The sequence below is a fragment of the Magnetococcus marinus MC-1 genome (genome assembly GCF_000014865.1).
Taxonomy (GTDB): Bacteria; Pseudomonadota; Magnetococcia; order Magnetococcales; family Magnetococcaceae; genus Magnetococcus; species Magnetococcus marinus.
The window spans coordinates 4,407,270-4,420,555 of record NC_008576.1 but is presented as its reverse complement, the minus strand read 5'-3'; the positions used below and the strand labels follow the sequence as shown (position 1 = coordinate 4,420,555).

Annotated in this window: 2 protein-coding genes and 1 CRISPR repeat array; both genes read left to right on the top strand. The window is 55.4% G+C overall.

Going from position 1 to position 13,286, the window contains the following annotated elements:
* Positions 1–195 precede the first annotated feature (195 nt).
* Complete coding sequence (locus MMC1_RS18090; protein ID WP_143711463.1) at positions 196–873, top strand: chemotaxis protein CheX; 678 nt, start codon at positions 196–198, stop codon at positions 871–873.
* 11 nt (positions 874–884) lie between these two features.
* Positions 885–3,647, top strand: coding sequence for a response regulator (locus tag MMC1_RS18085; protein WP_011715067.1), 2,763 nt, complete (start codon positions 885–887; stop codon positions 3,645–3,647).
* A 320-nt stretch (positions 3,648–3,967) separates the two neighbouring features.
* Positions 3,968–13,161: a CRISPR direct-repeat array (repeat unit 33 nt; unit sequence GTTTCAATCCACGCCCCCGTGGGAGGGGGCGAC).
* Positions 13,162–13,286 lie beyond the last annotated feature (125 nt).

Sequence of the window (13,286 nt, the reverse complement as noted above, 5' to 3'; positions counted from 1 at the left end):
CTGCCCATGACAATGTGATGGCTGAACATTGAGAACGTTTTTAAGGGTAGCTTAGGCATGATCGTAGCGCCAGCAGGGCAAGAAAAAAAGAGTCGTGACGGGCCGCTCATAAGAGGAGCATGGGTCTGGGTATCCTTGCTGGGGATGAAGAGAGCTGTTTCCTAATGATGGCAAGCAGACAGTGGGAGTTGCTAGGTGAATGAATCGTATATGTTTACCCTCAGTGAGTTAGAAGAAGATGCCCTTAAAGAGTTTTTTAATATGGGTTTGGGGAAGGCGGCCAACTCTTTAAGTGAGATGGTACACAATGAGGTATTACTTTCGCTGCCCTTGTTAAAGGTGGTGCCCTATGAGCAGGCTACCCGCATGTTGGTCGCTGACCAAGATGATAAATTGGTAGCGGTACGCCAAAATTTTTATGGGGATCTGTCAGGCACCGCCTTGTTGATCTTTCCAGGGGCAAACTCGTTGGAGCTGGTGCGCACCCTGCTTAGCGAGGAGATGCCCTTGGATGTGTTGACAGAGTTGGAACAAGAGACGCTTCAGGATGTGGGCAACGTCATTATCAATGCCTTTCTGGAAAGTTTTACCCAGATGATGACACTGGAGTTAGAGTTTGAAGCGGCAGAATTTTTAAAGGGGTCCAGTCGTTTTCTGTTAGATCTCTCTTCTCATTTAACCGCCCAACAACAGATTCTTATGGCGCACAGTGGGGGCAATGAGGAACCTGTATTTGTATTGATGATGGATTTTAAAACCGGAGATGATACCTTAACCCAGCATACCCTCAGTGGTTTTGTGGTGCTGCTTTTTACATCCCAAGCGATGCGTCGGTTACGAAGAGAGTTGGATAGGATTCTCTCTGCCTTATAAAGGGGGTGTATATGTATGATTTAGAGAATACCTTGATGCGCCAAGCGCTAGAGCTTAATGGTTTGGGCACCATTATACTGGACCCGCAACAAACCATTGTGTTTTGGAATGCGTGGATGGAGCGGGGTTCACAAATGTTTGCGGCCCATGTGCTGGGCAGCAAGTTATTGGATGTGTTTCCGGAACTTCAGGGTAGCCGTTTGGATCGTGCGGTGGTCAGTGCGCTGCGCACGGGTTTACCGACCATGCTCTCCCACCGTCTGAATCCCACTCCGTTTCCATTAGAAACCGCATCGAAAAATGAAGAGCTGGGTCAGCGCATGAGTCAGATGGTGCAGATCAAGGCGATTCGTAATGAGGCAGGTGAGCGTTATTGTGTCATTTTAATTCATGATATTACAAATACAGTAAGCCGGGAACAGATGCTACGCAATCAAGCACGTGAGCTGCATAGTGCCAAGGATGAGGCGCAGCAAGCCAATCGTGCCAAGAGTGATTTTTTAGCCAATATGAGTCATGAGATTCGTACTCCCATGAACGCCATTATTGGTATGTCTCATTTGGCGTTAAAAACGGACCTCAACGCTAAACAGCGCGATTATGTGGGTAAAATTCATGACTCGGCGCTACTGTTATTGGGTATTATTAATGATATTCTTGATTTTTCTAAAATAGAGGCGGGTAAACTGAGTATGGAGTCGGTCGCCTTTTACTTGGATGATGTGCTGAGCAATGTTGCCAATTTGGTCTCAATGAAGGTTGAAGAGAAGGGGTTGGAGATCAGTTTTCAGGTAGACCGTGGGGTTCCGCTTCATTTGGTGGGGGACCCTTTACGGCTCGGGCAGATATTAATCAACTTGGTCAACAATGCGGTAAAGTTTACCGAGCAAGGTAACATTGTGGTGGCCATCACTGCGGAGCTGGATTGCGAGAGTCATGTGGTTGTGCAGTTTCAGGTAAGGGATTCGGGAATTGGCATGACGAAGCAGCAGATAGACAGGCTGTTTCAGGCGTTTTCACAAGCAGATAGTTCGACCACCCGGCGCTATGGTGGTAGTGGTTTGGGTTTAAGTATTTGCAAGCGGTTGGTTGGCATGATGGATGGGGATATTTGGGTTGAAAGTCAGCCTGGGAGAGGGAGCCAGTTTACTTTTACCGCGCAATTAGTGTCTCAGCGGCAGGATCGGCGTCGGTTTCGTTTGCCCAGTATGCATTTGGTAGGTTTACGGGTTTTGGTGGTGGATGATAACCCTGTGGTGCGGCAGATTTTGGTGGAATCTTTAGCCATATTTTCCTTTTGTGTAGAGGCGTTGGCTACCGTTGAGGAAGTGATTGAGGCACTGGGTCAGGCCATTGCGAGGGGCGAGCCATATGGCTTGGTGGTCTTGGCGGGGCGGTTCGGGGGTAAGGGTGGGGTAGCGTTAGCGGGTGAGATAAACCGCTGTTATCCCCAGCTCACGTTGCCGAAGATGGTGTTGGTTGGTGCCAGTGAACGGGATGATGTGGTGGCGATGGCGGGTGCGCAGTTGGTCGAGCTGTTTGTGACCAAGCCGATTACACAGACGATATTATTTGAGGGTGTGTTAGAAGTGCTAGGTTATGTCGTACAAGCCCAGCAACATGCGGGGGGAAGGGATCGGACGCGGGAAAAGCGGGTGTTGTCTGGCTGTCAAATATTGCTGGTGGAAGATAATGAGATCAATCAGCAGGTGGCCTGTGAGTTGTTGCAAGGGGAGGGGGTTACGGTGGTGGTTGCCAATAGCGGCCAGCAGGCGGTGGATCGGGTGTTATCTGGGGAACGGTTTGACGCGGTGTTGATGGATATTCAGATGCCGGGTATGGATGGCTATGAGGCAACCCAAGTGATCCGTAAACAGCCGCAGTTTAGCGATCTACCGATTATTGCCATGACTGCCAACGCCATGGCGGGTGATCGGGAACGTTGCTTGGCTGCGGGAATGAACGATCACATTGGAAAACCGATACAACCAAAACTATTATTTGAAACTTTAGGTCGTTATGTGATTAAGGGGGATGGGGTTGTAGAGGCAGGGAACAAGGGGATTTTGCTGCCGCCGATTGAGTTGACACCATTGGATGGTAGCGTGACGACCCCGCTGCCACCGCCCGTATTGCCGGCAGCTGTGGGGCGTGCTGCCATGATTTCGCCGCGAGCGGGGGCAGTGCCGGAACGGCTTGATGGTGTGGATATGGAGAAGGGATTGGTGCATGTTGGGGGTAATGAGGCGCTCTATGTAAAAATTTTGAAGGAGATCGGTGAGCGCTATAAGGATGTGGTGGTGGAGATTCAGGGGTTATTTGCCGCGCGTCATTTTGCGCAGGCAATTCAGTTGGTGCACACCTATAAAGGTCTTACAGGTACCATTGGGGCCATGGCGCTTAGTCAAAGTGCAGCCCAGTTAGAAGAGGCCTTAAAAGCAGGCGCGTATGAGCGGTTACCGCAGTTATTGGGAGATTTTTCACAGCTGGCCGAGCGGCTCAACGTGGCTCTGCTACCGATGGTTGGGGTGGCCAATGTGCAGGCGTTGCCCAGTGGGGCTGAGCAAGCGGGGCTGGAGGAGGGTTTATTGGCGCTTGGTGCATTAATTAGGGATGGAGATGCAGAAGCTTTAGACCGGGTTAAGCAGCTTAGGGGCATGGCGGCGGGGCAAGTGTATCAACCCTTGATGGCGCAGTTGGAAAGTGAGCTGGATGAGTATGAGTTTGAGCGAGCCAAGGTGACGTACCATCATTTATTGGCGCAGTTAAAGTAGGTTATTGGGAGATTTTGGTGAGGGGGTTGGGGGTCGCGAGCATGAAACGCATTTGGCATGTTGGGAGGGGGGATATGCCGTTAGCGCGCTGGGGCTGCATTGAGTGATGAAGGTTTGGTATGGGTAGGTAAGGTTAGCAGGGTGCAGAGCTTAAAAAAACAGGCAGACTGAGTCGTGTGAGTGGCATATGTGAAAAGACAATTTAGCCTGGCTATTTTTATGAAGGTTCGTACATAAAGGCCGTACGCATTAAATTTCAGTTTCTGCCTCCGTGGGAGGGGGCGATATGCACCGCTCCCGATGTGCTTTATTGCACAAATGTTTCAATCCACGCCCCCGTGGGAGGGGGCGACAAGCAGTCATGGCATTAATCCTTAAGCAGACCTTGTTTCAATCCACGCCCCCGTGGGAGGGGGCGACAACTGGCCCTTTTACACCGCCAGTTCCACCAAAAGTTTCAATCCACGCCCCCGTGGGAGGGGGCGACAAAGGCCCTAACTGTGGTGCCTGTTGATACAATGGTTTCAATCCACGCCCCCGTGGGAGGGGGCGACAATCAGCAACAGGCTAACCGAAACTCTATGTGGGGTTTCAATCCACGCCCCCGTGGGAGGGGGCGACCGGCTCTTGGTCGGCCTTGTGTCTCTAGCCACCTGTTTCAATCCACGCCCCCGTGGGAGGGGGCGACAAGTCTTGCTATAACGGCATAACTAAATCTTCGGTAGTTTCAATCCACGCCCCCGTGGGAGGGGGCGACTTGGTCAACGGGTTGTCCAGTGGAATGGCAATGGGTTTCAATCCACGCCCCCGTGGGAGGGGGCGACGTCTGTAGGGCGCTTTGATTTGGCTGTGGATGTGGTTTCAATCCACGCCCCCGTGGGAGGGGGCGACCAGGTTTGGCGTTTAAAAGCGGGGTTGTGGTGCTGTTTCAATCCACGCCCCCGTGGGAGGGGGCGACAAAACGCTAAAAAAAGGCCAAAATCGGGATAGGGTTTCAATCCACGCCCCCGTGGGAGGGGGCGACGACAGAGACGGAAAGTTTAAAAAACGTAGCGAACGTTTCAATCCACGCCCCCGTGGGAGGGGGCGACCACTACATCTTTAGACACGGTTAAAGATGTTAATGTTTCAATCCACGCCCCCGTGGGAGGGGGCGACGGCTCCAATCCTCACGGTCTGAGTATTCATCACGTTTCAATCCACGCCCCCGTGGGAGGGGGCGACGCTACGTGATAAGCACTATGCTGCCAGGCATAAAGTTTCAATCCACGCCCCCGTGGGAGGGGGCGACAAAACAGACAAAACGCACTAGGAGACTGACCATGTTTCAATCCACGCCCCCGTGGGAGGGGGCGACTATTGCTTACAAGATGTTTGCTTTTACAACGGTTGTTTCAATCCACGCCCCCGTGGGAGGGGGCGACGGGTCGTTTTGATTTTGTAGTCACAACTACCTCGGCGTTTCAATCCACGCCCCCGTGGGAGGGGGCGACCCATTGCATAAGCAGCAACAGGCTTGCCGGGTGAGTTTCAATCCACGCCCCCGTGGGAGGGGGCGACGCGCTGTTGCCGTTTCGCTGGCAATGCTAGAACCTCGTTTCAATCCACGCCCCCGTGGGAGGGGGCGACGTATCGATAGCTAACAAAACCTCACCCAACGGTAGTTTCAATCCACGCCCCCGTGGGAGGGGGCGACTTGGTATTTTTCTGCGATTATCTCGCCCTTAATACGTTTCAATCCACGCCCCCGTGGGAGGGGGCGACCGTGCTGTTGGATCGGAAGATCCAATAACCGAAGTTTCAATCCACGCCCCCGTGGGAGGGGGCGACGCATCGATGATGCTGGCAGGATCATCGAAAGCATGGTTTCAATCCACGCCCCCGTGGGAGGGGGCGACTATATTGCTAGAAGATGGTTTTTTCTTGTTGGCAGTTTCAATCCACGCCCCCGTGGGAGGGGGCGACACACGATGAGCACGCGAGATATAGATAGGGGATGGGTTTCAATCCACGCCCCCGTGGGAGGGGGCGACTTATTGTCGAACCTGCACCGGTTGAGGATGCAGGGGTTTCAATCCACGCCCCCGTGGGAGGGGGCGACGGTGCGAGCGGCCCACGTGGATGGTTCAACCAACGTTTCAATCCACGCCCCCGTGGGAGGGGGCGACATCCGAGGTGCAACGTTTTGTGCGTGATTTGTTGTTTCAATCCACGCCCCCGTGGGAGGGGGCGACGGACCGTAGCCATTTACCACACCAACGCAGCCACTGTTTCAATCCACGCCCCCGTGGGAGGGGGCGACGCAACAGCAAATGCAACAATTGAAGATGCAAACCGTTTCAATCCACGCCCCCGTGGGAGGGGGCGACATTTTGCAAACGTTATGAGCAACATTGTCGAGGGTTTCAATCCACGCCCCCGTGGGAGGGGGCGACAACTGAAAAGCGCTTTCGAAGAATCCATTGAAGTAGTTTCAATCCACGCCCCCGTGGGAGGGGGCGACCCTGTTGCGCCAGGTGAGGCAGCAGCAGGTCCTTGTTTCAATCCACGCCCCCGTGGGAGGGGGCGACGGTAATGCTCATTTCATAGCTCCTGTGTCGGCCTTGTTTCAATCCACGCCCCCGTGGGAGGGGGCGACCACCTGCAACGTTAACAGATAGGTTAGAAGTCGCCGTTTCAATCCACGCCCCCGTGGGAGGGGGCGACCTTTTTCAACTTTAGATGGATCTAACCAGTATAGCTTGTTTCAATCCACGCCCCCGTGGGAGGGGGCGACGCCGTAATGTTTCGAAACAACGGATACCATTGTAGCGTTTCAATCCACGCCCCCGTGGGAGGGGGCGACGATATCTTAATGAGCCTCTACAAGCAAAACTTGGGTTTCAATCCACGCCCCCGTGGGAGGGGGCGACTTAAGCGGTGCATGCCTGAGCGATGCAAACCTCGTTTCAATCCACGCCCCCGTGGGAGGGGGCGACGAGTATGCTGCAATATATTTCGAGGAGTTGACAGTTTCAATCCACGCCCCCGTGGGAGGGGGCGACGCTCTCCTGTTCCAGCCTCAATCAGGCTGGAGCGGTTTCAATCCACGCCCCCGTGGGAGGGGGCGACAACCGCAGCCAAACATGTGAGTAAAATTGAGCTTGTTTCAATCCACGCCCCCGTGGGAGGGGGCGACAGCTCTCCTGTTCCAGCCTCAATCAGGCTGGAGCGGTTTCAATCCACGCCCCCGTGGGAGGGGGCGACTTGATACTGACCCTATGACGAGGGTCAAAAATTTGTTTCAATCCACGCCCCCGTGGGAGGGGGCGACGGTAATGCTCATTTCATAGCTCCTGTGTCGGCCTTGTTTCAATCCACGCCCCCGTGGGAGGGGGCGACTTGGTAGCTGGGAGATCTTTTCCCCCTATGTTGAGTTTCAATCCACGCCCCCGTGGGAGGGGGCGACGAGCGGGCAGCGCCATCCATGCTTGATAATGTTATGTTTCAATCCACGCCCCCGTGGGAGGGGGCGACTGCCACATCTTGCTAAGCATTTGTCCACTACCATCGTTTCAATCCACGCCCCCGTGGGAGGGGGCGACAATCAAACAAATGCTCGCTTGTAAAGCACTTGTTGTTTCAATCCACGCCCCCGTGGGAGGGGGCGACGTCGCGGTTAATAAGCATTTGAGCCATGTTTACCTGTTTCAATCCACGCCCCCGTGGGAGGGGGCGACCGGCTTCAGGTGCTTTTAATAATTTAATATCAGGTTTCAATCCACGCCCCCGTGGGAGGGGGCGACCGTGGGTGCGAGTATCAGTTGATTCGACCACCAGCGTTTCAATCCACGCCCCCGTGGGAGGGGGCGACTCTTTATCGACCTTGCTATAAAATTGTCAAGGAGAGTTTCAATCCACGCCCCCGTGGGAGGGGGCGACATCTGTTGAGGTGTAAACTTTCACATAGTCCGAGTTTCAATCCACGCCCCCGTGGGAGGGGGCGACCCTTCATTCCTGAATGCATCAATAACAGTTTGTTTTGTTTCAATCCACGCCCCCGTGGGAGGGGGCGACTTCATCTATTCAGCCTATACAGCAGTACACTAAAGTTTCAATCCACGCCCCCGTGGGAGGGGGCGACACGCGCGTTCAATCCAGGCCGACACATTAGCGGCAGTTTCAATCCACGCCCCCGTGGGAGGGGGCGACAGCTGCGTTGGTATGGTATATAGCTACGGTGCGGCAGTTTCAATCCACGCCCCCGTGGGAGGGGGCGACAGGCCGCAATGGGTAGACGATGCCAGCCTTGAGCGGTTTCAATCCACGCCCCCGTGGGAGGGGGCGACCGAGTATGCTGCAATATATTTCGAGGAGTTAACAGTTTCAATCCACGCCCCCGTGGGAGGGGGCGACAGCAGTGTAAGTATAGCTTGTATCAGCAACCTTGTTTCAATCCACGCCCCCGTGGGAGGGGGCGACACGGCAACAACCAGAGCCAAAGCTACCCCCAAAAGTTTCAATCCACGCCCCCGTGGGAGGGGGCGACTCGAGATTATCCAAAGGTAAACAAAAATCCACCAGTTTCAATCCACGCCCCCGTGGGAGGGGGCGACTGACATGCTCACCATGGGCGGCCCGTAGCTCATCGGTTTCAATCCACGCCCCCGTGGGAGGGGGCGACTGGGCAGGCCTACCGTAATGACTGAGCAGGTCCAGTTTCAATCCACGCCCCCGTGGGAGGGGGCGACGCAGCGCGAGACCCTGAGCAAGCCACTCTCGCAAAGTTTCAATCCACGCCCCCGTGGGAGGGGGCGACCAGGAGACTTACCATGTTAACCGACCGTCAAATCAGTTTCAATCCACGCCCCCGTGGGAGGGGGCGACAATGCGCTTGTTTATCATAGCTTGGACCTCTTAATGTTTCAATCCACGCCCCCGTGGGAGGGGGCGACTGGGCAGGCCTACCGTAATGACTGAGCAGACAAAGTTTCAATCCACGCCCCCGTGGGAGGGGGCGACTATTGCTATTTTTGGTGGAGCAGCTGGCGGCGGAGTTTCAATCCACGCCCCCGTGGGAGGGGGCGACACTTATGACATTGGAGCGCTGTTGTAATGATCAGTTTCAATCCACGCCCCCGTGGGAGGGGGCGACGGCTCAGTCAAGGGTAAGGCGGTGGCTACAAGAGCCGTTTCAATCCACGCCCCCGTGGGAGGGGGCGACTAACCGGGAAACAATACACCTCTCCTGTGCGCGGTTTCAATCCACGCCCCCGTGGGAGGGGGCGACGCTCTATTTTGATAACATCGTTTTGATTCAAAAGTTTCAATCCACGCCCCCGTGGGAGGGGGCGACCCAAAACCGATGGTGTAGGCATGGTGTGCGACTCGTTTCAATCCACGCCCCCGTGGGAGGGGGCGACATTTTGCCAAAGCTGGAAGATAGTACGGTTAACAAGTTTCAATCCACGCCCCCGTGGGAGGGGGCGACCCACCGATTCTGGGAAGAAACCTAAACCATCTAAAGTTTCAATCCACGCCCCCGTGGGAGGGGGCGACTGTTACGTTCCTGAGTTGCCACCTAAGACAAACTAGTTTCAATCCACGCCCCCGTGGGAGGGGGCGACATATTCTGACATTTTTCAACCTTTTCAAGAGTTTACGTTTCAATCCACGCCCCCGTGGGAGGGGGCGACTGGTTATACTCAGCGATGTTTCCTGGATGTTGCGTTTCAATCCACGCCCCCGTGGGAGGGGGCGACCGCCTTTAGCCTTTGCCAGTTGCAACTGCTGATCGAGTTTCAATCCACGCCCCCGTGGGAGGGGGCGACCGGCATTAGATGAGTATTTCTCTATAGATAATTGGTTTCAATCCACGCCCCCGTGGGAGGGGGCGACTGGCGGGTTAAAGTTACTCCTATGAAGGATGCACAAGTTTCAATCCACGCCCCCGTGGGAGGGGGCGACGCTTTAAGATGATCTTGTCAGGATTCGCGTCCTTGTTTCAATCCACGCCCCCGTGGGAGGGGGCGACTGTCGGCTGGCCTTGTTGAGTACATGGACACTAAGGTTTCAATCCACGCCCCCGTGGGAGGGGGCGACTTACCGCTCAATATCCGAAATGGGCGAGCAAAGGAGTTTCAATCCACGCCCCCGTGGGAGGGGGCGACTGCTAGCGGTGGTACAGCACAAGCGTGGAGAGTGGTTTCAATCCACGCCCCCGTGGGAGGGGGCGACTCATACAACATTTGAATAATACATGGTTGCTAATGTTTCAATCCACGCCCCCGTGGGAGGGGGCGACTTTATCACCAGCTAACCATTTTGCGTGCATGGCTAGTTTCAATCCACGCCCCCGTGGGAGGGGGCGACGTTGTTATATCTGCGTGAGTCTGTAGACAAAATGTTTCAATCCACGCCCCCGTGGGAGGGGGCGACCAAACCGCTCTATTGGGACTGACTAAATTATCTCGTTTCAATCCACGCCCCCGTGGGAGGGGGCGACGATACAAGCGGAGCAACGGCAGAGAGCAGCAGCGTTTCAATCCACGCCCCCGTGGGAGGGGGCGACATGATGTCCCAAAAGACAAAGTTCTAGATGTTTTTGTTTCAATCCACGCCCCCGTGGGAGGGGGCGACTTACGATGATCTTTACTGAGTGGTGCTAGTAGAGTTTCAATCCACGCCCCCGTGGGAGGGGGCGACCAATTAACATCTAACCCTTCGGACATGGAGATATGTTTCAATCCACGCCCCCGTGGGAGGGGGCGACCATTAAATTATGGGTGTGGTATAATGATGGTTAGTTTCAATCCACGCCCCCGTGGGAGGGGGCGACAGCCGCCAACCCTGCTTTTGTTGTCGGCACGCCGGTTTCAATCCACGCCCCCGTGGGAGGGGGCGACGCACTTCAAAAAATGGCAAGCAATTCCAGGTTCCGGTTTCAATCCACGCCCCCGTGGGAGGGGGCGACAGCGCGAGACCCTGAGCAAGCCACTCTCGCAAAGTTTCAATCCACGCCCCCGTGGGAGGGGGCGACTCCATCGTCTACCATATTTTGGTACTGCTCTTTGGTGTTTCAATCCACGCCCCCGTGGGAGGGGGCGACTTTTCTAAATATTGTGAACGGTTACAGAACTATGTGTTTCAATCCACGCCCCCGTGGGAGGGGGCGACTGATCTTCCACCACACAAAGCAATGGCACATATCGTTTCAATCCACGCCCCCGTGGGAGGGGGCGACATCTAATTATTATCATGGTTCCATTTACCTAGTGCGTTTCAATCCACGCCCCCGTGGGAGGGGGCGACCACGCCTATAGCAACTTCTTTCGATGCTGCTTTGCGTTTCAATCCACGCCCCCGTGGGAGGGGGCGACGGCCGCAATGGGTAGACGATGCCAGCCTTGAGCGGGTTTCAATCCACGCCCCCGTGGGAGGGGGCGACCCGCTGCAGGTCTGGCTATCGTGGAGATCAAGTGTTTCAATCCACGCCCCCGTGGGAGGGGGCGACTTAAGTCATGTCTTTTCATGGCATCTTGTGCGGCAGTTTCAATCCACGCCCCCGTGGGAGGGGGCGACGATCCATGTTGTTTACAAACCATCTATGCTGCCTGTGTTTCAATCCACGCCCCCGTGGGAGGGGGCGACGCAAGCGGTTAACAGTATGGGAGATATGGGACAAAGTTTCAATCCACGCCCCCGTGGGAGGGGGCGACACCTCATCCGTTGGTAGGTTTGCTGCCCATTCCCAGTTTCAATCCACGCCCCCGTGGGAGGGGGCGACCATTAAATTATGGGTGTGGTATAATGATGGTAAGTTTCAATCCACGCCCCCGTGGGAGGGGGCGACGATCGTGTTGCAGTACGGTCGCTAAGCATCCCTAGTTTCAATCCACGCCCCCGTGGGAGGGGGCGACGCAAGGGTGTTAATAGCTCCAACAATGTCACCCGTTTCAATCCACGCCCCCGTGGGAGGGGGCGACAACCCTGGCGTTACTTTCCACCGTATGGTTGAGCTGTTTCAATCCACGCCCCCGTGGGAGGGGGCGACCGAAAAATATGAGGCCCTAGTTGCGCTTGATAATGTTTCAATCCACGCCCCCGTGGGAGGGGGCGACGATGGGTGGGAGCTGGTGGTACGCACTTACGCTGGGTTTCAATCCACGCCCCCGTGGGAGGGGGCGACGGTCGTGGCGGTAACAAAAACAGCCGAAAACTTTGGTTTCAATCCACGCCCCCGTGGGAGGGGGCGACAGCACAGGATAGACCATTGGATAGGTGTAACCATGGTTTCAATCCACGCCCCCGTGGGAGGGGGCGACTGACTTAACAACTGAAAATCAAAGCAAAATTGAGTTTCAATCCACGCCCCCGTGGGAGGGGGCGACGGTTACTCCATCATCTGTTTCAACTAACTCTTTGTTTCAATCCACGCCCCCGTGGGAGGGGGCGACCGAGTATGCTGCAATATATTTCGAGGAGTTGACAGTTTCAATCCACGCCCCCGTGGGAGGGGGCGACCTGCTCAGCCTTGATCCCTTTGTCAAATGAAAGAGTTTCAATCCACGCCCCCGTGGGAGGGGGCGACGTTTTTTGCCTGAGATCATAACCCGCGTTGCAACAGTTTCAATCCACGCCCCCGTGGGAGGGGGCGACGGCAGATCCATGGGGAGCCTACCGAGAGCAGGCGGTTTCAATCCACGCCCCCGTGGGAGGGGGCGACACGCAAACCTAAGCGGCGCCGACCTGCGTAATGCAGTTTCAATCCACGCCCCCGTGGGAGGGGGCGACACGAGAATCAATCCGATATAAAACAAGACGTTAAAGTTTCAATCCACGCCCCCGTGGGAGGGGGCGACAAAGCCGGATTCTATAGCTAGGTGGCTTCGAGGCGTTTCAATCCACGCCCCCGTGGGAGGGGGCGACATGTTCACCTGGATTGCATCTTCAAGCCAATCGCGGTTTCAATCCACGCCCCCGTGGGAGGGGGCGACGGTCAAATATTGTGGGGCAGCCTCAGCCACAGAACGGTTTCAATCCACGCCCCCGTGGGAGGGGGCGACGTGACAGGTGGGTCAACCCTGCCAGTCGCATCTATGTTTCAATCCACGCCCCCGTGGGAGGGGGCGACAATTAACCCTATCAGGTGCAGTTGCTGCCATAAGGTTTCAATCCACGCCCCCGTGGGAGGGGGCGACTACAGGAGATATTTAACATGGCCTTAACAGCTGCAGTTTCAATCCACGCCCCCGTGGGAGGGGGCGACGCGGCAACCTGGGATGTGGACTTGCAAATTGATGGTTTCAATCCACGCCCCCGTGGGAGGGGGCGACCACAATATTTGACCGAGCTATCAAAGGCTTTAGGTTTCAATCCACGCCCCCGTGGGAGGGGGCGACTTTTCACCCCAGTCGAAATCACGCATAAGGTCGATGTTTCAATCCACGCCCCCGTGGGAGGGGGCGACAATAGTAATGAATATGTGCCTCCATACCCTCCTGTTTCAATCCACGCCCCCGTGGGAGGGGGCGACCGCGCGATTATAACATAGTGATCTCTATGATAAAAACAGACGGTTTGCGCGGACCGTTCAGTTTTTGGGGAAAAATGGGCATCTATTCGCATAATGAGAATAAAAAACCAAAGAAAAACATGGGA